Here is a 24,670-nt window from a genome sequence, read left to right as displayed (position 1 = left end):
AGAATCAGTATCAATTAAATATCTAAATGATATTGGTTCTCAATTGGGATGTCAATAGCGATTTTGGGAATTAAAAAGCGGCCTTCCGCCGCATTGGCGGAGCCGCTTATGTACAGCTTGATAGAAAACCGCTTGCAGAATATATTCCGGCCCTTAGCTTAAAGGTTACGGAAGGCCAGTTTCCATGCGGCAATATTGGCGATCAAGGCCATAGCCATCAGCACATATACTCCGTAAGTCGAGAAACGGAGTGCAAAATGAAGCCCTGCCATGGCCCCCAATATCAAAAATAGTAGGAGCATCAAGCCGGCCCTTCCGGATTGCGTTCCTGCCTGAGCAGGTTCGGTAAACGGCATCTCCAAACCCATGAGCCGGAAGCTGATCACGGTATACAGCAAGGTCATGACGAGTATGACCAGCAGATCCGGCAGAATTCTGACGCCGAAAATCACCGTAAAGATCACGCTCTCCACAACGAAAATCGGCAAAATAAGCTGAGCAATGCATGCTTTAAGCGTGCCTTTATAGACAGGCTCATGATTACGCAGCGGTACCGTACTGAAAATCCACGCCCCTTTCGGCGTGCTGGTGTACTGCAGCATCATGACGGCGCTGGGGATCATCACGGCACAGAAATACATAAACAAATAAGAGTTGCCTGCACGAATCTCCTCCCAGCTGCTGCCCGAATTAAACGTATTAAACATGAAAATAAACGGAAAGATGAGCGAGAGTCCCAGCGAAGGGTACACCTTTAGTTTATAATCCCGCTCCTTCCGGATCATGCCGAGCGCAAAGCGGAAAAACACCTGCTCTTCCCGGCTTCTGCAGATCCAGCGCCCCAGAACATTCGGCCACCGTCCGCCCCTTCCCTTCTTGCGGGCAGTCTGGGTGGACAGTTTCCGCAAATTGGCTTCAAACGATGGGATCATCCGAACATAAATCCATACGGCCAGGAGCGGCAGGAGGACCGACAATAGGCTGAAAACGATGATCGCCTCTCCCCTATGTCCACCGAACAGCCATCCAAACGGAGCCGCAAACCAGACCGGGAACAGAAATACATGCCACCATTGGGCTTCATACCCGATCTGCAGATCCACTAAATTGAACACTCTGGCGATGAGCTGATAACCAACCGCCATTACCATCGTGAGGCCGATTTGCACATAATTGATAATGTCCTTCAGCTTTTCTCCGTCGAAGAAGCGGAGGACGAGCCAGTATAACAATGCCGTTATCGCGACGATCAGCAGATCCATCAGTACGATCTCCAGCACAAATACCAAAAAGAACAAGATACCATAACGGAACAGGACACCAACGAGCGGTGCGGCCGTAATCGAGCCTGTAATAAAAAACAAATAAATCATAATATGAATGGCCTTAGCCATATTGATCGTCTTAGCGTTTACCGGTTTGGAGCCCAAAATGGTATGGTCCCGAACGTCCAGCAATACGGAGGAGAAGTCGGAAATCATCGACGTCGTGATCATAAACATCAAAATACCGAATACGATGCTCATCTGAAAAATAAGGTTGTGACCCATGACCACGAATGGGGTCATGACCACCCCCATCACGGCATAAATCCACAGCGACTTAAGAAACTGGTTCGACAGCTCATCGGGATCAGCAGATCGGGAAGTTTTACCGATGAGTGTCGGCGCCCGGCGGCCATCCATCGTGAGTTTAACCTGTAGGATACGGCGCATCTGCACATAATCCATCCCTGTCTTTTCGAACAGAGCCTTGCAGCGGTCCAGCACAATCAGCGTTTTGAAATCATTCATCGCTGTACCTCTTTTACAATGGACACGATTCGAGCTGCCGTATCTTTATGCTCATGATACCCGGTCAGCTCTGTAAAAATCTCTTCCAGTGTTCCTTCATGCAGATGTTCCTGCAGCTGCTCGAAGCTGCCATCGGCGACAACATTCCCTTCATTCAGCAAAACGATCCGGCTGCTGATCTTCTCCACAACCTCCATAATATGAGACGAATAAAAGATCGTTTTGCCTTCGGCTGCAAGGCTCGCCAGCATCTCCTTCACCACCATAACGCTGTTTGCATCCAGCCCGCTGAGCGGCTCATCCAAAAAAAGAATGTCAGGATTATGCAGGAGGCTTGAGATCAACAGCACCTTCTGGCGCATACCTTTACTTAAAGAGGAGATCCGGTTATAGTAGACCTCTTCCAAGCCAAACTGCTTCATCAACCGCTGGGCCTTGTGATCGGCAAGCCGCCGCTCAAGACCGTACAGCTCACCAACGAACGTCAAGTATTCCTGGGCGGTCAAGCTATCGTACATCTCGGCGATCTCCGGAACATAGCCGATCCTAGCCTTATACTCTACCTCTCCGTCCGAAATATCCTTACCGAAGATGCGAACCCGGCCGCTGTAACCTTTGACAAGCCCCAGCATGATTTTGACTGTCGTACTTTTTCCCGCGCCGTTCGGGCCGATATATCCGATGATTTGCCCTTCATACACATCCAGGTTGATGCCCTTCAGAACCTGCTTTCCCCCATAGTTCATTTCGAGTCCTTGGATGGAGATGATCGGCTCACGGTTTGATTCTGGCATAGCAGCTCCCCCTATCATCTTTATTTTCCAAATACTAGCATAGCAGATATAGGGATGGAAGCGGACCATGAATCATACAATCGCCGTATTTTTTGCCGATATGCGACAACTTTCCTTCATTTTACGCGTTCTACACAATGTCCGGTTAAATGCACACCGAACCGGCATCATGAAAGGAGAATAACGTTATGGTGACTCCCGGGCCACCGCCCTTTGGCGGAGGAGGCTTTGACTTCTTCGATTTTATGTTTAGAATTTTCCCCTTTATTTTCGGCATTGTGTTCATCATCATCGTTGCCAGCTTCATTATGAATGGTGCCCGTTATGTAAAAAATGCCCGTACGCCCCGGTCGTCCGTTTACGCTCGCGTCATTTCCAAACGGATGGACATCCGCCATCACAGCGCCAGCCATCATGATAACGGCAGCGGCTTTGCCAATTCCAGCGGCTCCTCCAGAACGTACTATTACATCACCCTGGAATTTGATAACGGGGAGCGGAAGGAATACCTGGACGTGAAGCATCTGTACGGCTTGGTTGCCGAAGGAGATGAAGGTTATGCGGCGGTCCAAGGCGATTGGATCGTCGGTTTTGAGCGGGAGGTTGGGCAAACGCCCTAATACGAAAAAGCAGCCTTGACCGCGGGTTCACCCGCAGGGCAATGGCTGCTTTTTTAACATTCGGGGAAGCCGTCGATGATAAGTGCCTTTTATTATACAAAAAAGAAGGCCGGCGCTTCAGCCGACCCCTTCCCCGCATATACTGCATATGAACGGCATCCGGCAGATGCCTGCTTACTTCCAGGCCTGTCTGAACTTCATCACTTTACGATACATGGATTTATCCTTCAGCTGGTTAAAAATGTACGGATCGGGCTTCGTATTCACTTCAATGATCCACGGCGTCCATGTCCGGTCAAAGCCGATGTCCAGGCCGATGTGCCGGAAACCGGGGTACTTTTTGTGCAGATGCTTTGCGGTAGTCACCCCGAGCTTGTTCAGGGATTGGATGACTTTAGCCGTCTCTTTCTCATTTAAATGGGCACCGAGCAGCGTTTTGACATCCATCGGCGTGCCCCCGCTGTGGTAATTAGTCACGATTTTGCCTTCATGGGCCACTCTTCCGATCAAACCGGTCGCCTCCCAATCTCCTCCAGGACGCCGCTGCACCATCACCCGGATATCGAAACGGCGCTTACGGTACTTTACGAGATGAATCCCTTTTTGAATCAGGTAGCTTCGCTTCCCGGTCAGCTTCTGCAGGGATTGATAGAACGGATCATAGCTGCCGAAGGTCTTTTTTACCGTCTCCACCTGATACGTATAATCTCCGTTATCCAGCTGTTCCGCTCGAATCACCCCTTTGCCGTGGGTGCCGTTTTCCGGTTTGACATAGACCATACGGTACGACTTCAGCATCTCCTTCAGGTCGGTTTTGCTGATTTTACGGGTATCGAGCATAAACGGCCGGACTTCCTTGCTGTCAAGCAGCACTTTCGTTTTAATCCACTTGCTGACGACTGCCGTGCGGTTCTTCTCCCCCATCCACCGATCTCTCCTGTCCTGTCTTCAAAATTGATTGTAACGCGCTTGCAAAACCTGTTTATTGTATGCAAGGCACGGCGGACTGGACAGGACATTCATCCCGCAAGCAGAACAATAGATTCCGTTTCTGGGCTGGCATCCTGTACTCCCTTATGAGAGCGCGCATAAATAATAGAAGGATCAATTGAAGCAGCAGATGCGGGGATCAGCATCTTTGCTGTAAGGGAGGAAAGCGGCTTGAACATACTGATCGTAGCCCCCGAACGGCTCCCTGTTCCCGGCAGCGGCTCGGTGGAAATCTGCATTTTATCCATCGCCAGGCAGCTTGCCAAGAAGCATGCGGTAACCGTCTTAAGCAGAGCCTCCGCGGGACTGCCTCTGGAGAGCACGGATGAGGGGTTTCGTATTGTCAGGGTCCGTTCCGGCAGCTCCAAAGTCTACCTCGCGTCGGTGCTTCGATTCATTCAAGGGAGAGCTTACGACGTCATCCAGGTGGATAACCGTCCCCAATATATGGCTGCTATTCAGCGGGCTTTTCCCCAGGCCAAAGTAACCCTGTTTCTCCATTCGCTCACGTTCGTGCCTTCGACACGGCTCGTTGCCGCGAGACTGAAGCATGCATGGTGGATTGTCGCCAACAGCGCTTCGCTAAAGCAAAAGCTGTCCGTACGGTTTCCCTCACAAGCGCACAAAATACGTACGGTCGAGCTTGGCGTCGACACCGACCGGTTTCGTCCGCCAACCGATTTTGAGCGGGCGCAGGCCCGCAGCCGGTATGGAATCGGGGATGTCTTCACCGTGCTGTTCACTGGACGGATCATCCCGAGAAAAGGCGTGCCCGTTCTGCTGAAAGCCGCGCAAATCGCAAGCAAGCAGGTCCCACTGCATCTTGTGATTGCAGGCCGGAGCAAGGAGGGATATATCCGGAAGCTGAAAGCCGAGGCCGCCAAGCTGAGGGTAGCGGTCACCTGGACCGGCAACAAAAACCACAGCGAAATTCACAGCATCTACCGGATGGCCGACTGCTTTGTCTGTCCCTCCCAGCGGCACGAAGCCTTCGGCCTCGTGAACGTCGAGGCCATGGCATCCGGGCTTCCGGTCATCGCTTCGCAGATCGGCGGCATTCCCGAAATTATTAAGCACGGGGTAAATGGTTACTTGGTGGATGACTACTGGCGTCCGGAAGGTTTTGCGGAATATCTGGTCACACTGGCCCAAAGCAAAGAGCTGCGGCGCAGCCTGGGCGGCAGCGGACGCAGCATGGTACTTCAGTCTTTCACATGGGGCCGGACCGCCGAAAAGCTCGCGGCGCTGTACTCCTAATCGGTTCTCCTCTGGCTGCTGAATACAAATGACTCATTGCATTTTTCTCAGTAATCCGTCCGCGTTGCGCAGCATCAAAGCACCGGCAGCCAAGGAGAGCAGGAAGCAGAAACCGGCAGCAACAGTGAGCGTTGACCATTCAAGAACCGTATGGCCCAACAAAGTCTGCCATCCGATGAAGACCAATCCAAGCACGTAGCAAATGCCCGTCAGGTGGATCATTCGGAGACGTACCCAAACGGAGAGCGAAGTCCGAGTACTCAGCCAGGCGACGAGCGGGATGGCCTGAAGTGCGTGGAAGCCCAGGCCGTGCAGCCAAATAATGTTACCATGCAGCCCCACGGTCCGGCCTTGGTTAACCGAAATCCAGATCCCCGCTGCAAAAGACAGCATCACGGCTACCATGGCATAACGGATGCCCGTCACCAGCTCGGGATGAGCCGCGTATACTTTGCGACGGAAATACTGCGCGGCCAGGAACAGATAAAAGACGACGAGCAGCAGGGCGATGAACGCAAAAACGTTGCCCACTGCCTTGTCAAAGGCGGACCCGTCTTTGACAAACCGGGGATTAACTCCCCGGAAGTTTTGTACCGTTTCGGCAAAATAGGAATACAGTGCGAGCACGATATAGGGGTAGCGGTAAAAGGCTCTGCCTCTTCGTCCGAGACCCGAATACGGGATAATGAGAGCCGTCGACAGCAAAAATATCCCGATCGCAGCGTTAAAAGAAAATGCGTTTTGAACATTGCCCCCGGGGGCTACTTCCGCCCCGTTCACAAGGGTCCAGATCCCGCAGAAGGCGGACAGCAGAAATCCCAAGACAGCGGTCAGGACCAGCCACTTCTCCCCTTCAAACCAGCGGAACGCCGGCCGGGCGCCCACGCTCCTTACATTGACCATTTCCATGAATAATCTCCTCCATCCGAACGTTTTGGCATTGATTACGTCTTATTGTACAGAGAAGGAGGTTCCGGCAATTCTATCCGGGGTCCAGACTTTTCCCTGGACTTTGGTCGATGCCGCCCCCGACCAAAGTGCGGGATACAAGCCTCTTCATTGTTTAGTTCGCTTACAGAATAAGCAGGGGGAGTTTCAGCCAGAACAAACAGCCCTGAGCCGGTCGATTGGCTCAGGGCTGTATTGGTTAAGGCTTTGTTTGTCTGGCTGCCAAGCGCTTCTGGTGGAGTTCGCAGAAGGCGTGCTCATGTCCGGGAGCTATCCGGCCTGCACAGGATCAAGGCAGCACCGTCTACCCGGATACCTGCCGCAGGGGTTCTTCATGGGCGCGTTTCTTGGCGTCCGTCGGCCAGAGCATCCGCTGAAGCAGAAGGCAGATGATACCAAAAACAAGTACGAGCAGGCCAAGGACGCAGAACACCTCTCCCACGCCAAATCCTTTGATCAGCAAACCACCGGCCAATGGAGCTGCGATCATAATCGTACTGGACATCATGTTCTGAATGCCGAATATCCGTCCGGTCATGCCTTCCGGCGTTTCCTTTTGCAGCGCGTAATTGTTCGTCACCATAAACAGCCCGTTGCCGATCCCGATGACAAGGCCCAGCACGATGCTCCAGATCTCCGGAGAACCGGGTCTCAGCAGCCCCATCGCCCCGATAGCTGCGCCTACCAGGACAATACCGCCCCCGATCCCTGTGCCATAACCGATCCGGTTCCGGCGGTTCAAGATCATGATCGTGGCTACGGCACCCACGCCGGTTGAGGAGACCATCCAGCCCAGAAGAGATTCGTTATCCGGCGCAATCTCTCTATAGAGCGTAGGAAACTGGAAATCGATCATAAGAATAACGAGGATGACCGTCATATTCACAATCAGCGTGGTGAGCAGAATCCGGCGCTGCAGCAGCACCGCCCAGCCCTGCTTCCATTGCTCGATGAAGCCCGGTCTGTGCTCCGGACCGGCATTTACACCCGGATTCATGTCAGCCTGAGGAGCCGTATGATTTGCCTCGATACGGCGCAGCGTAAACAGCAGCAGGCAGGAAATTAACCGGGTTACGGCATTCACCAAAATGCACAGCTGCGGGGATAGCACGGTCAGGACGACCGCGCCCAGCAGCGGACCGGCGATTTTGGAGAACTGGTTGACCAGACCGTTATAGGAAGTCGCCTTCAGCAGCTGATCCTCGTGGACCACCTGGCGTGTCAGCGCCTGATGCGATGGAACGCGGAATACGCCCATGGCGGCACGCAGCGCCAGCAGCGGCAGCAGCCAGTACATGCCGGGAGCAAACAGCAGCAGGACCGTTAGAACGGTCTCGGCCGCATCGGCGATCAGCATCAGGTTGACCTTTTTCCAACGGTCGGCGACCACCCCCGCGAGCGACCCGAGAAGGATGCCCGGCAGGGCCATCATGACCGGGATCAGCGCAATCATTAAGGGATCGGCCTGCCAGCGGTAGGCGACCAGAACCTGGATCGCGAAGGCGTCGAACCATTCACCGAACGACGAGATGGCATAAGCCGTAAACATTTTGGCATAGATGCGGTTGGTCCAGACCGATTTTGTGGACGGCCGCGGCTCGGTAACAAGGGTAGACATGAAAAATTCCTCCGTTCAGTCAGAATATGGCGTACTCTCACTGTAACGAAGGAATATCAGAGGAATATCAGACAGCACCCAGGATGCTTTCGATTTTTTCTTCGATCGGCACTTTATTGGCTTCCAGTTGATACATCCGGTTATATTCGGCGTATTTCGCGGCGAACTGGCGATGAAGCTGTGGATCCTGCACTTTTTGCTCCAGAAAGACCAGCGTCTCCCGGATCGATCCGACGATCAGCGGCACGTTGTGCGTCATCTCTCCGACCTCGATCCCGTAGTTCAAGGCAGCCGCGGCCTCGGCGCGTTTTCCCTGCCGGAGCAGCATTCGCCCTTTAAGACCGTGGTAAAAGCAGATTTCCCGTAAATACGGGGTTTCTTCCAGCATCCGTTCGACTTCGCCAGCGCAGCGTTCGGCTTCGGGCAGGTTGTCTGCACCCAGGTGAACGTACATCTCCGCCATTTTGATATGGACGTTGAAAAATTCCAAATCTCCCCCCGCTTCGCGAACGGCTTCGTATGCCGCCCTAATCCTGGACAGATCTTCTTCGACCCGGCCGTTGTCGGTGTACAGTCCGATGATATTTAAAATCCTCAGCTCCCGCTGATGATCTTCCGGACCAATATTAGCGGCCATGGTTCGCTCGAAGTAATCCAGGCATTTTCCCGGTTCATGGTAAAAGTACAAATAAAAATGCAGCAAATAATACAGCTTGCTCGACGGCGGGAATTCATTATCCGTTAAAAACCAGTGGATATCCGCCTGCGCGTACCGGATAAAAATCAGGTGGGATGGCGGGAGCTCAAAGCCGAGCAGATCCTGCTGGCTCGCCAGCGTAATCATCGACTTGCATTGGCCGTACATGAGGTACTTGTTCATCAGCTGCCGCATTTGGGCCTGCAGCTCGGTATCCTGCATCGAAGGATTGCGGAGATCCGGCTCCTTGACCGTCAGGCTGTAGCCATAGCCGCGCACCGTGTTCAGAAAGATGCGGGCACTCCAGGGACGCAGCTTCTTGCGCAGACGGTAAATGTGGTCGTCCACCGTCCGCTCCACCGGATATTCCATCGGCCATACCCGGTCCAGCAGCTGTTCCCGGCTGAAAGCCTGGCCGCGATGGCTGTATAAAAATTGCAGCAGCGCATACTCTTTGGCAAGCAGCGAAATGCGCTCCTCCTGGTAGCTGACCGTATATCCGCTTGGATCAAAATCCAGCTGGGCCACCATCCTCCCTCCTTTCTTTTACGCGTACCTTGGCGATCGTTTATAACCCTTTCTGTTATTTAAGCATATTCCCGATTTGCCGCACAATAGGATGGAGGCATATGATGAAATGATGCCATTAGGCCAACTTTTATCACAGCTTAACGTTTAAGAGTAAAAGACGTTGGGATTTGAGGTATGAGAAGGAGGTACAGCCGTGATCAAAATTCAAACCAGACTGGTCATGGTACCGGTTGTATTATATGTCATCTGCCTGTTGATAGGCTGCAGCCGTGCAACGTCGGCGTCGCCCGGCTCTCCATGGTTTCATAGTGCTGAACAGGCCGTAGAATATGGCCTTCATGAAGAGCAGGTTGAACTGTCCGACGTACTCACGACCATTACGGTCGACGGGGAAGAGCTCATCTTTTACGAAAAATACGGCGCTTTCGGAGTGGGTGGGGTGAACGAGGGATCCCGCGGGTATCAGTGGTACCGGTCGTCCCCCTATCGGAACTTTCAAGGAGAGGATACTCCTTATATGACTGGGGGCTTTACCGTTCAAACCGCTAAGGGGCGTAATGTGAATATTCTTGCCGGAAAAGTGTTTGACCCGAAGATTACCAGCATGACCGTAAAAGGGAATAACGAGGCTCAAGTGCTGTCCGTTACGGGACATTCCCGTTTCTTCTTTATGGCTCACCAGTCGCCTTTTTCTGAATTGGAGGTCACTCCGGTTCTGGGCGGCGGGGGCAGCCAGGATGGGGGAACGAAAGGAACCAATAGATAGCACCCCGATTTATTCAAGTGACGAAAGAGGTGTTTTATCGATGATACGTCAACTCAGACGCCCGGCGGCTCTGCTAGCCACGACTGCCGGTACAGCCACCATCCTGCTTTGGATGATGCTGGGCTTTTTCAATCCGTATTCATCCAGCCTCGAAACCGGCCCCCTTCAAATCACCTTCTTTACGCTGTGCGTGCCGGCCGTCCTTGCGATCGTGTCTGCTTGGTTTCGCCTTAAAGCGCTTGTGCTGATCGCTTTTCTTTGGTCCCTGCCCATTAGTTTGTTCCTCGCGATGACCCCGGGCATATTTGCATGGTTTGGAGCAACCTCTTGCGCTTATCTGGTCACCTACTTCCTGATGCTGGCGGAACGGCCGCGATAAGGGGGCAGAGAAGAAACGCAAAAAAACCGCCGCGGCGTCCTTACGGACCTCCGCGACAGCTCCTGGTGGCACGCGCCTGAACGGCCGCGTACTCTTTGCCTAACTACTGAATGCTTGCTCCGACTTCCTTGACCATTTCCTGCACGGACAGCAGTCCGCCGCCGGATAGGTACCAATAGTTCGGATCGAGATATACGATGTGCCCGTCTTTGAAGGCTTTTGTATTTTTGATCAGATCGTTCTCCACCGTCTGCTTGGCGGATACGGATTCCCCGCCTTCTCCGGCAACAGCCGCGCCGCGGTCCACGACGAACAGGTAGTCCGGATTCTTCTCGGCTACGTATTCGGATGTGACGCTTTGACCGTGCGTGGAAGCTTCAATGTTTGCATCCACCGGTGTAAAGCCCAGCACATCGTGGATCAGTCCGAAGCGGGAGCCCGCGCCGTAAGCGCTCAGCTTGCCTTCATTCGCCAACACGATCAGGGCGTTTTTGCCCGAAGCAGCGGCTTTATCGTGAATTTCCGCGATCGTCTTGTCGACATGGTCCAGCTCCGTTTGGATCTCGTCTTCTTTGCCGAAGATTTGGCCGACGGTGTTCATATTTTCCTTAAACGATTCCATGTACCGCGCCGTATCCAGGCCCAGGTAAACCGTCGGCGCGATCTTGCTGAGCTCCTCGTAAGCATCGGATTGGCGGCCGGAGATAATAATCAGGTCCGGGCTCAGCGCGTTGATTTTTTCAAAATCCGGCTCTTTCAGGCTCCCCACGTTGCTATATGCATCCTTGTCGGCGTACTTGGACAGGTACGGAGGAATGTTCGCCTGCGGAACCCCGGTAACCTGAACGCCCAATTTATCCAATGTATCCAGAATGCCAAAGTCGAACACGACGACCTTCTGCGGATTTTTTTTGACCTTTGTCTCGCCAAGCTTATGTTTAATCGTCAGCTCCTCGGAACCTGCAGCCGCCGAAGTGTTGGTCGGTTCAGCAGACGCCTCTTTCGCGGGTTCTGCCGTATTTTTATTGCCGCATGCCGCCAGGACGACGACCAACACGGCCGTGATGATGAACAGCATCATCTTTCTTGTTTTCAACTTCATCCACCCCATATTCTGATTTGGTTTTCGGCTTGAACCAAGCCGTAAATGTATAAAATTATGTGATGAACTACCCGCCGGCGCCTGGCTGGGATGAGTCCACGCATATAATTTCCCTTGGTTAGCATTCCATATGATTCTTCACCTGGCCCGTTCAACTCAGGGAGAACTTTATTTTTCGAATAAGCTGCCTCTTACCTCTCCCGGGCCTCAGGCTTCAGGCAAAATAAACGCAAATTTTGTTGTTGTTAATGTTCTCAATGGGGATGTCCATCCCGTAGACCTGCTTCAGCACCGGCGTATCGATGATCTCGTCTGCCGTTCCTTCCTTCACGACCCTGCCGTTCTTTAGCGCGACGATGTCGTCTGAATAGACGGAGGCAAAATTGATGTCATGAATGACGATAATGACCGTCTTACCCAGCTCATCCACCATCCGCCGAAGCACCTTCATGATCTGCACCGAGTGCTTCATGTCCAGGTTGTTCAGCGGTTCATCCAGCAGCACGTAGTCGGTGTTCTGGGCAATGACCATCGCGATAAAGGCCCGCTGCTGCTGCCCTCCGCTCAGCCGGTCCAGGTATTGGTCCTGCAGATCGCCGAGCTCCATATAATCGATAGCTTCCTGAACGTATTTCCAGTCCTCGGGCTTCAGCCGGCCCTGCGAGTAAGGGAACCGGCCGAAGCTTACCAGTTCCTTGACCGTCAAGCGGACGTTAATATGATTGGACTGCTTCAGAATCGAGATTTTCTTGGCGAGTTCGCTGCTCTTGCAGCGCTCCACCCGCTCCCCTTCGATCAGGATTTCACCGCCGTCACAGGAAATGAGGCGGCTGATCATGGAGAGAAGCGTGCTTTTGCCCGCCCCGTTGGCACCGATAAAGGAGGTGATTTTTCCTTTGGCGATGCTCACCGAGACGTTGTCGACCACTGTTTTGCCGCCATATTGTTTGGAAACCCCTTTAACCTCGATCACGATGATTTACTCCCCTTTAGCAAAAGATAGATAAAGTACACGCCGCCGACCATATTGATGATGACGCTCAGCGTCGTGGAGAAGGTAAACACCCGCTCCACCAGCAGCTGCCCTCCGACAAGGGCGACGATGCTGATCAACACCGCAGCCGGAATCAGCAGCGTGTGCAGGTAGGTCCGCATCAGCTGATAGGCCACGTTGGCCACGAGCAGCCCTAGGAAGGTGATCGGCCCGACGAGCGCCGTCGCGATGGAAATGAGCACCGCTACAACAATGAGCAGCCTTTTCACCACCCGGTCGTAATCGACGCCCAGATTGACAGCGTGATCCCTTCCCATAGCAATGACATCGAGATACTTGGTATAACGCGTAAAATAGGCGGTCACCAGCATAATCCCGGCCGCCGACACCAGCAGCAGATCCGTATTGACGTTGTTGAAGCTGGCAAACATTTTGTCCTGGACGATTTGGAACTCGTTCGGATCGATGAGCACCTCCATAAAGGAGGACAAGCTCTGAAACAATGTGCCGAAGATCAGACCGAGCAGAAGCAGAAAGTAAATGTTCTGGCCATCCCTTTTGAACAGGAGCTTGTAGAACACGACCGAGAACACGGCCATCATGCCGACGGAAATGAGAAAGTTCACGTTTTTGCCCATCGCCGTCAGGCTGATCGAGCCGAACACATAGACCATGAAGGTCTGAAACAGCATATACAGGGAATCCAGCCCCATAATGCTCGGCGTCAAAATGCGGTTGTTGGTAATCGTCTGGAATACGACCGTCGAGAAGGCGATCGCTCCGCCGGTCAGGATCATGGCCAGCACTTTTTTGCCCCTGCGCGGAAGGATATAGTCCCAGTTGCCGCCGGACTGGATCACCATAAAGACAGCAATCAGGACAAGTGCGATGACAGTTAAAACGATCAGCTTGGTCAGATTGGATTTGCTCATGTGTATGCCCTTCTTCTCAGCAGTAAATAGATGAAGATCGCGCTGCCAATCACCCCGACGGTGACGCCGATGGAGATTTCATACGGAAAGATGATGACCCGACCCAGAATGTCGCAGAACAGCACGAACACGGCTCCCAGCAGTGCGGTATGTAGCAGGCTTTTCTTCAGATGGTCCCCCAGATACATCGTGACGATGTTCGGAACGACCAGGCCCAGAAAAGGAATCATGCCCACGGTTAAAATCACGACTGATGAAATAGCGGCGACGATGACCAGTCCGATGTTGACGACGGCCTTATAGTTAAGCCCCAGGTTCACCGCGAACTCCTCCCCCATGCCCGCAATCGTAAAGCGGTTCGCGAACAGATAGGCGATGATCAGGAGCGGAATGCTGATGTACAGCATCTCGTAGCGGCCTTTGAGGATCATGGAAAAGTCGCCCTGCAGCCAGGAGGACATGTTCTGGATCAGATCGCTTTTATAGGCAAAAAACGTCGTGACCGAGCTGACAATGTTGCCGAACATGAGTCCGACAAGCGGAATGAAAATCGCGTCCTTGTATTTGACCTTATCCAGGATCCGCATGAAGATCATCGTTCCCAGCAGCGCAAAAACGAAGGCCACCAGCATTTTCACCAGCGGCGCCGCGTTACCAAACACCATGAGGGCTACCAAAATGCCGAACCTTGCCGAATCCATCGTTCCGGCCGTTGTCGGCGACACGAACTTGTTTCTCGTCAGCTGCTGCATGATCAGGCCGATAATGCTCATGCTCGTGCCGGCGATGATAATGCTGATCAGGCGCGGCAGGCGGCTGATCCAGAGCACCTGCTTCTGTTCGGCTGTGAGATGAAACAGATCCAGCGGGGAAATATCCTTCACCCCGATAAACAAAGAAGCGGCTGAGAATACGATAAGCAGGATCCACAGCGTCCACAGGTAAGTGTTTTTCATGGCTATCCAACGCTTTCTTTAGTCTGGCCAGTCATTGAAAATAATGAAAATATTCCGAAAAAGCATATGTCACTTTCGAACTAATTAATAATGATATTCATTCTCAATTATCTGACTTAGTTATTATTCTAACAGCTGACCGGTTTTTGTCAAACGTTTCTGGGTATTTTTATTCTTCTGCCTTCCTCACGCAAGATGAATGCAGGCCGCCCGGAGTGGTCATAGTAACAGGGAATGCCGACTGCAAACACAAGGAGGTTGAACAGCCATGGACAGCACGCACGAGTATGTGGAGAAGCTCCACGATACCCAAGAAAAAGCTCGCAAACACAAGGATGGCATCAGCAAAGGAGCCAGCGCAAAGCTTCCGACCAAGCAGCATGGCACGAAGAAATAACCGGTAAACATTAAAAAAGGGCACTTCCCTTTCGACCGAAGGGGAAGTGTCCTTTTTATTTGAAGATATAAGAAAGTATAAGCTCCAGAAAGTGCTCCTACTTATATCGTAAGATAGGCGTTTTTCTTATTATTCAAGGATTTTCGCAAAGTTTCTGCAATCTCCAAGACCAAAGTCCAGTTTGAACCTAGGCCAGAGACAGTTTCTGGATGACCCGCCGCTCCGTTAGAATGGACGAAAGCATGAGACGGCATCGGCCTCAGGTTGGATTTGACTGCAGGCGGCGAAGGCCGGTAAGGAGAGAAACTATGGAGTGGATCATCCATCTGTTTGAACAATACGGGTATATGGTGCTGTTTGCCGGCCTCTTCGCCGAATCTTTGGCGATCCCCTTCCCGGGAGAGCTGGCCATGGCCATCTCCGGCCATATGTCGACGCTGGGGAGCTTTCACCTGCTGCAAATTATTTTGTATTCGTATATCGGCGCCATTGTCGGCACGACGGTGACGTATATTATCGGGTATCGTATGGGAACGCCCTTCTTTGAAAAATACGGCAAGTACGTCCTCCTGAACCCGGCCCGGATTGCCAAAATTACCGGCTGGTTTGATCGGTACGGCACCAAGCTCATTCTGATCTGTTACTTCGTGCCTGGGCTTCGGCATTTTACCGGATACGTGTCCGGCGTGCTCCGGATCAATGTCCGGACCTTCTTTATCTATAACTACATTGGCGGACTCGCCTGGGTTATTGTCTATGTCATGATCGGCAGGCTGGTCGGCTCGAAGATCGAGCAGTTCCTGCATTTGATTTCCCAGTATTCGCTAGCGGCTATCCTGGTGGCTGCTGCGGTCCTGGCTCTCGTCGTGTACCTGAAACGGAGAAAAAAATCCGCAGCCCCTCGGGTCAAAGCCGAAGTTCGGCAGGAGGACTAAGGCCAAGCGCACACGAACGAGCAGCTAACAGCCGTGGAACAGACGGCGGCTGCGATGCCAGCACGCTTACAGCACTGCTTTCGTCAAGAAAATCAAAAGCCGCCCCCGGTGCTTGCCCGAGGAGCGGCTTGTAACAAACGCTTTACACTTTATTTGACGGCGCCCTGTGTCACGCCGTTGATGATCCATTTTTGCGCGAACAGGTAGATAATGATCATCGGCAGCATCGCCATCAGATACGAAGCGAAGGCCAGGTTGTAGTCCGTGTTGAACTGTCCCTGGAAAATGTACTGCACGAGCGGCAGCGTATAGCTCGACTGGTCGCTGATAATGATCAGCGGGAGCAGGAAGTCGTTGTAGGTCGACAGGCAGATCAGGATGCCGACGGTGGCGTTGATCGGCGCCATCAGCGGGAAAATGATCCGCCAGAACGTGCCCCACGTCGTCGCGCCGTCCACCGTGGCGGCCTCTTCCAGCGCCGTCGGGATCGAGCGGATATAGCCGACGTAGACGAAGACGTTAAAGGCCAGCGCATAGACCGTATGCAGGATCGTCAGGCCGACCAGATTGGTCATATGCAGCGCCGACGCCAGCTTGACGATCGGCAGCATGATGATCGGGAACGGAATGAACATAGCGCTGATGAAGTAGAAGTACAGCCCTTTGAAGAACTTCCGGTGCATATTCCGGGCGATGGCGTACGCCACGAGCGAGTTGGTGAGCAGCGTCAGCACCACCGTCGAGATCGTCACGAGCGCGCTGTTGCGGAATGCGCGGAAGAAGTTGGTCATTTTCACCGCGTTCGAGAAGTTTTCCCAGTGAAACGTCGTCGGAATCGCGAAGACCGACCGCGTCATCTCCTCGGGATTTTTCAGCGCAATGGTCAAGGTCATGTACAGCGGGAACAAAATCAGCAGCGTCCCCAGGGCAATCAGGATCATGACGGCCCAGTTCGTTTTCGTTCTCATTACATATCGCTCTCCCTTCCTTGAAGAAATTTAAGCTGCAGGATGGAGATGATCGCAATGACGATAAAATAAATGACCGAGTTGGCGGACTGGTAAGCGAACTCGCCTCCCTGGAACCCGCCGATGTAGATCAGGTGCGAAATGGACTGTGTCGCCCGGCCGGGCCCGCCATTGGTCAAGGCAACGATCTGATCGAAGACCATCAGCGAGTTTTTCATCGCCAGCACCATATTGATCGTGAAAAACGGGGAAATGAGCGGAAAGGTAATTCTCCAGAATTCCTGCCAGCGGCTGGCCCCGTCCAAATTTGAAGCTTCGTACAGCGAAGCCGGGATGGTCTGGAGTCCCGCCAGATACAGGATCGTATTAAACGCAATCCCCTGCCATACCGCCACGATGACGACCCCGATCCAGGCCAGATTTTCGTTGCCCAGAATGTTCGTTGAGAACGCATGGATGCCCAGGTTCTGACCCCAGATCGTGAAGACGTTGGAGAACAGGTAGTTGAAAATGTAACCGACGATCAGCACGCTCAAAATGTTCGGCAGAAAGTAAATGCCGCGGAGGAAATTGCGCGCCTTGATCCGCGCGTTCAGGCCTAGAGCGATCAGCAGACTGAGCACATTGATCAGAATGGTGACGACAATGGCGAACTTGAAGGTGAACAGATAGGCGTTCCCCACGTTGCTGTCCGTAAAGAGGTTTGCGTAGTTGCGGAACCCAATAAAGTCATAATGTTTCCCGAACCCGTTCCAGTTCGTGAACGAATAGTAAATGCCCTGCAGGGCGGGCAGTGTCATAAATACGAAGAACAGTACGACCGCCGGCACGGTCATCCAATAAAACGCCGTAAGTCGCTTGGACATCCCTTCATCCTCCTCTTTTGGTCATGATGTTATTTCCGGCTCTGGACTTTGTCCCACTCGGTATCGAGCGTTTTCAGGTAGGCGTCGATATTCCGGTTTTGCAGGAACCCCTGAACGATCGAGTTCAGCTGCACGGCAGCCGGGATATAGTGGTCGGCAAAATCGACGACTCGGCCCGCCTTGAAATAAGGCTGCAGCTCGGCAACCGCAGGGTCGTCCTGCGTCACACCTTTAACGGCCGAGAACGCGGTCTGTTCTTTGATGTACTGGCCGATATTGTCCGGCTCGAGGAGAAAAGCGATGAATTCCTCCGCTTCTTTTTTATGCTTGGTGCTCTCGGAGATGGTCAGTAGCGTGTCCACCCCGGAGATCAGCTTGTTCTTGTCCGGGTCGTTTCCGGTCGGGAACGGGAAGAAGCCGATATTCGCGTTCGGGTTCGATTTCCGGATTTCCGGAATGGCCCAGCTTCCCTGGATATACATGGCCGATTCCCCGCGCGCAAAAGCACGGTTGCCGTCCGCGTACGTTTTCCCGAAGTTGTCCCCATGTCCGTAATCGAGCAGCTTCAGCTGCTTCTCCGCCACCTCGCGGAACTTCTCTTGGAAGGTCACCTGATTCTCACGGCGCTGCTTGAAGAAATCGATGCCGACCAAGTTGGGTGCGAGCGCATTAAACGGCAGATTCGTCTGCCAGTCGTCCTTGTATGTAAAATAAAACGGAATGATGCCGCTGTCCTTCACCTTTTGGGCAGTCGCAATCAGCTCATCCCACGTTTTCGGAACGCTCAGCCCCAGCTTCTTGAAGATGTCCTTGTTGTACATAATGCCGTTGGCGTTGGTTGCGTAAGGGATGCCGGTAATTTTACTCAGCCCCGTTACGTCCTTGAGCATTTTTATGTAGTTCGGATCAATGGATTCGACCAGCTTGCTCTGGGTCAGATCGGCGAAAATATCGCTCTGCGCCAGGATCGAATACGTGTCGGTCGCGCCCATGCCGATGACGTCGGGAATGTCGTTCTTGACGACCCTTGTCTTGAGGACCGTTTCGGCATCCGGCGGATTCACCTGGGTGACCTGGATCCCGGGGTGCGAAGCGTTGAACTTGGCCACCAGCTTATCAAAGGAGCCTTTGGCCTCCGGCTTGTTTTGAAAAAACTCCAGCTTGACCTTCCCGGCGTTCTCCCCGTTATTCCCGCAGGCCGTCAGCATCGACGCGAGCAGCAGGCAGGCCAGAAGGATTCTTCCCATTTTCATGCGAAACCCCCCATATCGAAATTCTTGATGTTGAATTTTCTCTAAAATTACCCGATTTTGTCGAAAAATAAACAAGCCGCCAAGCATGAAGCCTGCGGCGAACATGCGAATGCAGCGCCGTCTTCCCGGTGAAGTAAAAAAGCAGCCCCCTGACAGAAAGGCTGCTTTTTGCATGGCTGGGCCGAAGCGCGCTTATTTTTTGGCGGCCAACCACTGGGCTACGCCTTGAATGTCAGCATCGGACAGTTGGCCTTTGAAAGCCGGCATGCCGCCGCGGCCGTTCGATACGATCCCGGCGATCTCGTCCGCGGAGTATTTGGCTCCGACCTTTTGCAGGTTCGGTCCTACGGCGCCTTCGAGATTGTTGCCGTGGCAGCTGACACAGTTGGCTTTAAAGGTCGCTTCCCCGTTGCCGGCTGCTGCGTTGCCGCCGGTTTGCCCGGTCGTTGTACCCGTATTACCGGTAGTGCCGGCGTTGTTATTGGCTGCGCCCTGGTTGTTGTTATTGTCGCTGCTTTTACCGCAGGCGGACAGGGAAAGAACGAGCAGCAGGCTCAGGAAAATGATCGATTTTTTCATTTGGAGGTGTCTCCCTTCAACTTTTTCAAATTTGCCTCAATACAGCTACGATGCCCCAGCAATAAGCTTTTCATGTACGCGGATTATCGTGATTTTTCGTATTTGCGGTTTTTTCGGCTTGGCATGGCAAGTGCATAATATACCCAGCAAAGGGGAACATATCCCACAAGGAGGAATGAAACCATGGCAGAACAACAAAAGGAACAACCACCAAGCGGGTCCAGGCGCCAGTTCCTGAAATATTCAGGGACGGCGATCGGCGGTCTGGTCGTCGGTGGCGTTATTGGCGGGGCCATTACCGGCGGCTTCAGCAAGAAAAAGCCGGCTGCAAATGCGCCGACATCGCCGCAAACCGGAACGCAGCCTGCTGCAGATTATAACCATGCGACCATGTACTTCAACCAGCGCCAGCTGCAAATTACACAGGCAGCGACAGAGCGCATTTTTCCTAAGGACGATAACGGTCCTGGAGCCAACGACTTGGGCGTTGCTTACTACATCGACCATCAGTTAGCCGGTCACTGGGGCTTCAACGCTCGCGAATACCGCATGGGGCCTTTTGTTAAAGGGGAAGCCACACAGGGCGACTATCAGAGCATTAACCGTAACGAGGTCTTCCTGCTCGGGCTTACCGCCATTGACAATGCAAGCCAGAAAAAGTACCAAAAGGGGTTTACCGACCTTGCCGACGAAGAAAAAGACGCCATTCTGACTTCGCTTGAAAAAGGTGACATTGAAGTGATTAACGGCATCACCGGCAAAAGCTTCTTCGACCTGCTTCGCAATATGACGCTCGAAGGCGTATATGCGGACCCGCTCTATGGCGGCAACGTCAACATGGAGGGCTGGAAGATGCGGAACTATCCGGGCAACCAGATGTCCTATGCCAAAATTGTCGGTGAGGACGCTTTTGCAAAAACAGATCCGCTCAGCCTGCATGACCATTTGGCCACACATTAATTTTTACATGCTGACAGAGAAGGAGAGTTATCCATGGCTACGAAATTGCCAAGAGTCCCGGTATTGATCGTCGGGATGGGATGGATCGGCGGCATTATCGCCGCCGAATTAAGCAAGCAGGGAATCAAGGTCGTCGGCTTGGAACGCGGTAAACCCCGTTCTACTGAGGACTATTACATGGTCCATGACGAGCTCCGTTACGCCCAGCGCTATGAGCTGATGCAGGACTTGTCCAAGGAAACGATCACCTTTCGGAACACGTCGAAAATGACGGCCCTGCCGATGCGCCAATACGGCGCCTTCCTGCTCGGGGAAGGCCTCGGAGGCGCAGGCATCCACTGGAACGGACAAACGTACCGGTTCCTGCCGTACGATTTCGAAATCCGGAGCAAAACGATCGAGCGATATGGGAAGAAAAAAATTCCGGATGGCATGACCATTCAGGACTGGGGCATTACATACGACGAGCTGGAGCCCTATTTCTACAAGTTCGAAGAGGTCGCGGGCATTTCCGGGGATCAGGAACAGGCGGCGATGGTTGGCAAACGCTCCAAGCCGTTCCCGACCAAGCCGATGACCAAGACGCCGATGATCAAAATGTTCGAGGAAGCGACCAAAAAGCTTGGCTACCATCCGTATATGATGCCGTCGGCCAACCTGTCCGAGCAGTATACGAACCCGGACGGCATTACCCGCGCCCCTTGCCAGTACTGCGGCTATTGCGAGCGCTTTGGCTGCGAATACGGCGCCAAGGCCGATCCGGTCGTGACCGTGCTTCCGGTCGCACAGAAATCCGGGCATTTCGAGCTCCGTGAGTATGCCAACGTGACGGATATTCTGCATGACGGGAAGAAGGCCACAGGCGTGAAATATGTTAACCCGTTGACCGGCCAGGAATACGAACAGCCGGCAGACGTCGTCATTCTGGCGAGCTACGTGTTCAACAACGTCCGGCTGCTGCTGACGTCCAAGCTCGGCAAGCCGTACGATCCGAATTCGGGAACGGGCGTTGTGGGCAAAAACTACGCTTACCAAACAAATGGCGGTTCAGCGACCGGTTTTTATGACGACAAGCAGTTCAACCTGTTTGCCGGAGCCGGCGCGCTCGGCATGGAAATCCCGGACTTCAACGGCGACAACTTTGATCACAGCGATCTGAATTTCATCCACGGCGCAGGCATCCGGATTTCGCAAACCGGGCTCCGCCCGATCGCGAACAATTCGGTTCCGAAAGGGACGCCAACGTGGGGCAAGGACTTCAAAGCGACTTCGCTGAAATACGCGAACAATTATTTGACCGTGGCGGCGCAGGGATCGAGCATGCCTTGGAGGCACCACTATCTCGATCTGGATCCGACCTACAAGGACGCTTACGGCAAACCGCTGGTCCGGATCACGTTCGACTTTGAGGAGCAGGACCGGCAGATGATCTCCTTCATGGCAGGTAAAACCGAAGCCATCATGAAGGAAATGAAACCCTCGTCTATCGGCTCATCCAAGGAGCTGGGGCCGTTCAATATCGTGCCGTATCAATCCACGCACAACACCGGCGGCGCGATTATGGGATCGGACCCTTCGACTTCGGTCGTCAACAACTATCTCCAAATGTGGGATGCCGAAAACGTGTTTGTCGTCGGCGCATCCGCCTTCCCGCATAACAGCGGTTATAACCCGACTGGTACCGTTGGCGCCCTCGCTTACCGGGCTGCGGAAGGCATTGCGAAATATTTGAAATCAGGCGGATCTCTCGTTTAAGCGAAAACACCGCCTGTGGGCAAGGAAAATGCGGAGGGAATCAAATGGATCAAGACAATTGGATTGTTCATGTCGCCGAGGCGCGAAAGCGGCTGATCATCGTCGGCATCTGCTTCATCGTGACGTTTGCCGCCGGATTGTACGCCGCCCCCGGCATCCTGCTCTACCTCAAGTCTCAGCCTTTGGCGGAGCCGATCGCCTGGAACGTGTTTTCCTTTACGGACGGCATTCTGATCTACATGAAATGCGCGCTGATCTTCGCGCTCATGTTCACGGTTCCCGTCCTCCTGTACCAGCTGTGGGCTTTTGTGAAGCCGGGGCTCACGGAGCATGAGGCGAAGAGCGCGTTCCCCTTCATTCCGGTCGCATTCGTGCTTTTTCTGGCCGGGCTGTCGTTCAGCTATTACGTTGTGTTTCCGATGATGCTGAAGTTTATGAAGCGCATGAACCAAACAATCGGGGCGATCGAAACGTACGGGATTGACCGGTACTTCGGGTTCCTGTTCGATCTGGTCATCCCGATGGCCATCGCCTTCGAGCTTCCAGTGGTCATTCTGTTCCTGACCCGAATCGGAATCCTGACGCCCGATACGCTGAAAAAGACGCGCAAATACGCTTACCTGGGGCTGGCGATCCTCGGCTCCTGCATTTCGCCGCCGGACTTCGTCTCGCACCTGTCCGTCACCATTCCGCTCATCCTGCTGTTCGAGATCAGCGTTTACGTATCCGGCCGCCAGTGGCGGAAAATGCAATCCAGCCCATCTGGCAGCTAAGTCGTTGCATTCCCGCCATCCGGTTGCTAGACTACTGCAGTTCCTGCTCATTAGCAGCTGCACAGCCCGTCCGGCAGCTAAATCGTTGCAGTCCTGACCATCCGGTTGCTATATCGAGCACTCCCGCCCTGCGGCAGCTAGGAAACTGCAGTTCCTGCTCATCAGCAGCTGCACAATCCCAAAGTCTGGCAACTGCAGCAGTTCAATCCGTCTGGCAGCCAGGAAATTGCACTCTCCGTCTATCCGAGACCGCATCAGTTCCGTAGTCCGGCAACTCGGGGGTCGCAGTCCTGACCAGACGATAGCCGCCATCCGTCCAGCGTTCAGTCATCTGGGGGGCTAGGACGTTAATCCAGAAAAGAGGTGTACATGCTATGCTGAACAACATTGGTGTATCCGGCCTGGTCATTATTTTGGCCATCGCCCTCGTCCTATTCGGGCCATCGAAGCTCCCGCAGCTCGGAAGAGCGTTCGGGGACACGCTCCGCGAGTTCCGAAGCTCTACGCGCGGAATCGTCGAGGAAGAAGAGACTTCCTCCGAGTCTTCGGTGAAGCAGCTTGTCGAGAAGCGCTAATATGCCCAACGCAACGCCTATTAAACAGAGAAAAAGCAGCCTCCCCTATGGGGAATGGCTGCTTTTTCATTGAGGGTCCCTTCGATGGGGACCCTTTTTGCCTCATCAATGGGGCCCTCAAAAGGGACTGGTTGCTTGTTCGTTATTTTCATCCTGGGCCTTCCAACCTGAGTGGCTGGTGTATTCTTGCACGCCCCAATTCTATTGGGACCTTCACGTTACCCAATAAGAATAACAGAGAGGATATACCAAAAACGTACTTATCCAATGGACACTTTTCCATTTTGTCCTACAAAAGAAAGACACGGCACTAATATTCTTCAGCTCGCCACTTCAAGAGTTCACCCCTATATTTAGCGTTAAAACCCAGCCTTTAACTATATATAGAAGTTTTATGCCGAACCAAAGAATGGTACTAGTGTCCGCCTTTTAAAAGACAAAATCGCAATATGTTCGTTGTCAGTAGACAAAACTGGTCTAATCGGGAATCAGCATGAGGTGCAAGGGTGCAAACCGACTTTCCCCCGTTGTTCTTCTGGTTTCAAACAAACTGCTTCCCTGGCACTCCACAAATCTAAGTCAATCAGCCTTTTCTCCGGCACTGTTCAGATCTCAAAACCACCAACACTTTTCCTAATCTCAAACCAATCAACTGTCTTCTCGGCACTCTCTTGATCACAAACCCACTAACTGCTCCCCGACACTCCACAAATCTCAAACCCACCAGCTGCTCCCCGAGACTTTCCATTTTGTAATAGCTCTCGTACATCCTCTGTCCTCGTATAATGGACATATCCTTGTTTTGTTTTATAAAAGGAGGACACGACACTATATTCTTCAACGGGCGGCTGGATAGGAAATTTTCCTATATATTGTGTTAATATTTATATTCAAATCAATATACGGGGTAGTGACTGAGGACAAAGATATGGTGTTAGTGTCCACCTTTTGAAAGACAAAATTGCAATTTGTTCGTTGAGAGTGAACAAACACTATGAAAATAAAAATTTGAATTTTGTTCGTTATCACTGAACAAACACCTTGAAAGATACAATTTGATTTGCTCGTTATCACTCAACAAACACCTTGAAAGATACAATTTGATTTTGCTCGTTATCACTCAATAAACACCTGGAAAGATACGATTTGAATTTGCTCGTTATCAGTGAACAAACCCTGGAAAGATACAATTTGAATTTGCTCGTTATCAGTGAACAAACACTTTAAAAGAT

24 protein-coding genes are annotated in these 24,670 nt (G+C 52.7%); 10 read left to right on the top strand and 14 right to left on the bottom strand.

Going from position 1 to position 24,670, the window contains the following annotated elements; genetic code table 11:
* Positions 1-158: 158 nt before the first annotated feature.
* Entirely contained in the window at positions 159-1,793 is a 1,635-nt protein-coding gene (locus IAE55_RS24740) for a hypothetical protein (RefSeq protein WP_200634165.1), read from the bottom strand.
* Positions 1,790-2,587, bottom strand: a complete 798-nt coding sequence (locus IAE55_RS24735) for an ABC transporter ATP-binding protein (protein WP_200634164.1) — start codon at positions 2,585-2,587, stop codon at positions 1,790-1,792. Before IAE55_RS24735 ends, IAE55_RS24740 begins: the two co-directional genes overlap by 4 nt.
* A 191-nt stretch (positions 2,588-2,778) precedes the next feature.
* Between IAE55_RS24735 and IAE55_RS24730 the strand changes: the two genes are divergently transcribed.
* Entirely contained in the window at positions 2,779-3,207 is a 429-nt protein-coding gene (locus tag IAE55_RS24730) for a DUF2500 domain-containing protein (protein ID WP_442793351.1), read from the top strand.
* 174 nt (positions 3,208-3,381) lie between these two features.
* On the opposite strand, the gene IAE55_RS24725 is transcribed toward IAE55_RS24730, so the two are convergent.
* A complete protein-coding gene (locus IAE55_RS24725) occupies positions 3,382-4,131 on the bottom strand; it encodes a YheC/YheD family protein (protein WP_145162752.1) in 750 nt (249 codons plus the stop codon).
* A 237-nt stretch (positions 4,132-4,368) separates the two neighbouring features.
* Between IAE55_RS24725 and IAE55_RS24720 the strand changes: the two genes are divergently transcribed.
* Positions 4,369-5,454: a glycosyltransferase family 4 protein gene (locus IAE55_RS24720; RefSeq protein WP_200634163.1), complete on the top strand. Its 1,086-nt coding sequence runs from the start codon at positions 4,369-4,371 to the stop codon at positions 5,452-5,454.
* Between the two features lie 33 nt (positions 5,455-5,487).
* Here IAE55_RS24720 and IAE55_RS24715 read toward each other — a convergent pair whose 3' ends face one another.
* From IAE55_RS24715 to IAE55_RS24705, 3 genes are all read right to left on the bottom strand, one after another.
* Complete coding sequence (locus IAE55_RS24715; protein WP_234489830.1) at positions 5,488-6,363, bottom strand: hypothetical protein; 876 nt, start codon at positions 6,361-6,363, stop codon at positions 5,488-5,490.
* A 343-nt stretch (positions 6,364-6,706) separates the two neighbouring features.
* Positions 6,707-8,020, bottom strand: a complete 1,314-nt coding sequence (locus IAE55_RS24710) for an MFS transporter (protein WP_200634162.1) — start codon at positions 8,018-8,020, stop codon at positions 6,707-6,709.
* Between the two features lie 67 nt (positions 8,021-8,087).
* The gene (locus IAE55_RS24705; protein ID WP_200634161.1) at positions 8,088-9,248 is read right to left on the bottom strand and encodes a winged helix-turn-helix domain-containing protein; all 1,161 of its coding nucleotides are present in this window, start codon (positions 9,246-9,248) and stop codon (positions 8,088-8,090) included.
* A 193-nt stretch (positions 9,249-9,441) separates the two neighbouring features.
* Here IAE55_RS24705 and IAE55_RS24700 point away from each other — a divergent pair, with 193 nt between their 5' ends.
* Together IAE55_RS24700 and IAE55_RS24695 are read left to right on the top strand one after the other, a co-directional pair.
* Positions 9,442-10,014 carry a hypothetical protein gene (locus tag IAE55_RS24700; protein ID WP_200634160.1) on the top strand — a complete coding sequence of 191 codons (573 nt, stop codon included), beginning with the start codon at positions 9,442-9,444 and terminating at the stop codon, positions 10,012-10,014.
* 40 nt (positions 10,015-10,054) lie between these two features.
* Complete coding sequence (locus IAE55_RS24695; RefSeq protein ID WP_200634159.1) at positions 10,055-10,393, top strand: hypothetical protein; 339 nt, start codon at positions 10,055-10,057, stop codon at positions 10,391-10,393.
* A gap of 103 nt (positions 10,394-10,496) precedes the next feature.
* On the opposite strand, the gene IAE55_RS24690 is transcribed toward IAE55_RS24695, so the two are convergent.
* The 4 genes from IAE55_RS24690 to IAE55_RS24675 all read right to left on the bottom strand — a co-directional run bounded on the left by IAE55_RS24690 (position 10,497) and on the right by IAE55_RS24675 (position 14,377).
* The gene (locus tag IAE55_RS24690) at positions 10,497-11,474 is read right to left on the bottom strand and encodes a siderophore ABC transporter substrate-binding protein (RefSeq protein ID WP_234489842.1); all 978 of its coding nucleotides are present in this window, start codon (positions 11,472-11,474) and stop codon (positions 10,497-10,499) included.
* Between the two features lie 235 nt (positions 11,475-11,709).
* A complete protein-coding gene (locus IAE55_RS24685) occupies positions 11,710-12,468 on the bottom strand; it encodes an iron ABC transporter ATP-binding protein (RefSeq protein WP_200634158.1) in 759 nt (252 codons plus the stop codon).
* Complete coding sequence (locus tag IAE55_RS24680; RefSeq protein ID WP_200634157.1) at positions 12,465-13,421, bottom strand: iron chelate uptake ABC transporter family permease subunit; 957 nt, start codon at positions 13,419-13,421, stop codon at positions 12,465-12,467. Before IAE55_RS24680 ends, IAE55_RS24685 begins: the two co-directional genes overlap by 4 nt.
* Complete coding sequence (locus tag IAE55_RS24675) at positions 13,418-14,377, bottom strand: ABC transporter permease (RefSeq protein WP_200634156.1); 960 nt, start codon at positions 14,375-14,377, stop codon at positions 13,418-13,420. The genes IAE55_RS24680 and IAE55_RS24675 overlap by 4 nt, the downstream gene beginning before the upstream one ends.
* A gap of 268 nt (positions 14,378-14,645) precedes the next feature.
* Between IAE55_RS24675 and IAE55_RS24670 the strand changes: the two genes are divergently transcribed.
* Both IAE55_RS24670 and IAE55_RS24665 read left to right on the top strand, forming a co-directional pair.
* On the top strand, positions 14,646-14,774 hold the full coding sequence (locus IAE55_RS24670) for a DUF4023 family protein (protein ID WP_076171988.1): 129 nt from the start codon (positions 14,646-14,648) through the stop codon (positions 14,772-14,774).
* 308 nt (positions 14,775-15,082) lie between these two features.
* On the top strand, positions 15,083-15,709 hold the full coding sequence (locus tag IAE55_RS24665) for a DedA family protein (protein WP_145162723.1): 627 nt from the start codon (positions 15,083-15,085) through the stop codon (positions 15,707-15,709).
* A gap of 149 nt (positions 15,710-15,858) precedes the next feature.
* On the opposite strand, the gene IAE55_RS24660 is transcribed toward IAE55_RS24665, so the two are convergent.
* The 4 genes from IAE55_RS24660 to IAE55_RS24645 all read right to left on the bottom strand — a co-directional run bounded on the left by IAE55_RS24660 (position 15,859) and on the right by IAE55_RS24645 (position 19,375).
* Positions 15,859-16,677: a carbohydrate ABC transporter permease gene (locus IAE55_RS24660; RefSeq protein WP_089549635.1), complete on the bottom strand. Its 819-nt coding sequence runs from the start codon at positions 16,675-16,677 to the stop codon at positions 15,859-15,861.
* Positions 16,677-17,543 (bottom strand): carbohydrate ABC transporter permease, encoded by an 867-nt coding sequence (locus IAE55_RS24655; protein WP_105445513.1) that lies wholly within the window; start codon positions 17,541-17,543, stop codon positions 16,677-16,679. Before IAE55_RS24655 ends, IAE55_RS24660 begins: the two co-directional genes overlap by 1 nt.
* A gap of 29 nt (positions 17,544-17,572) precedes the next feature.
* Complete coding sequence (locus IAE55_RS24650; protein ID WP_089549633.1) at positions 17,573-18,796, bottom strand: ABC transporter substrate-binding protein; 1,224 nt, start codon at positions 18,794-18,796, stop codon at positions 17,573-17,575.
* A gap of 192 nt (positions 18,797-18,988) precedes the next feature.
* On the bottom strand, positions 18,989-19,375 hold the full coding sequence (locus IAE55_RS24645) for a c-type cytochrome (protein ID WP_116233377.1): 387 nt from the start codon (positions 19,373-19,375) through the stop codon (positions 18,989-18,991).
* Between the two features lie 183 nt (positions 19,376-19,558).
* Here IAE55_RS24645 and IAE55_RS24640 point away from each other — a divergent pair, with 183 nt between their 5' ends.
* From IAE55_RS24640 to IAE55_RS24625, 4 genes are all read left to right on the top strand, one after another.
* On the top strand, positions 19,559-20,335 hold the full coding sequence (locus IAE55_RS24640) for a gluconate 2-dehydrogenase subunit 3 family protein (RefSeq protein ID WP_200634155.1): 777 nt from the start codon (positions 19,559-19,561) through the stop codon (positions 20,333-20,335).
* A gap of 33 nt (positions 20,336-20,368) precedes the next feature.
* Positions 20,369-22,090: a GMC family oxidoreductase gene (locus tag IAE55_RS24635; RefSeq protein WP_105445511.1), complete on the top strand. Its 1,722-nt coding sequence runs from the start codon at positions 20,369-20,371 to the stop codon at positions 22,088-22,090.
* Between the two features lie 44 nt (positions 22,091-22,134).
* Positions 22,135-22,863, top strand: a complete 729-nt coding sequence (gene tatC / locus IAE55_RS24630; RefSeq protein WP_105445510.1) for a twin-arginine translocase subunit TatC — start codon at positions 22,135-22,137, stop codon at positions 22,861-22,863.
* Between the two features lie 374 nt (positions 22,864-23,237).
* Entirely contained in the window at positions 23,238-23,438 is a 201-nt protein-coding gene (locus tag IAE55_RS24625) for a twin-arginine translocase TatA/TatE family subunit (protein WP_076172013.1), read from the top strand.
* Positions 23,439-24,670: the final 1,232 nt, after the last annotated feature.

Origin of the sequence: Paenibacillus sp. S28 (assembly GCF_016624415.1) — a bacterium.
Classification (GTDB): Bacteria; Bacillota; Bacilli; order Paenibacillales; family Paenibacillaceae; genus Paenibacillus_AQ; species Paenibacillus_AQ favisporus.
The sequence above is the reverse complement of the archived record's forward strand: the minus strand, read 5'-3'. Positions and strand labels throughout refer to the sequence as shown.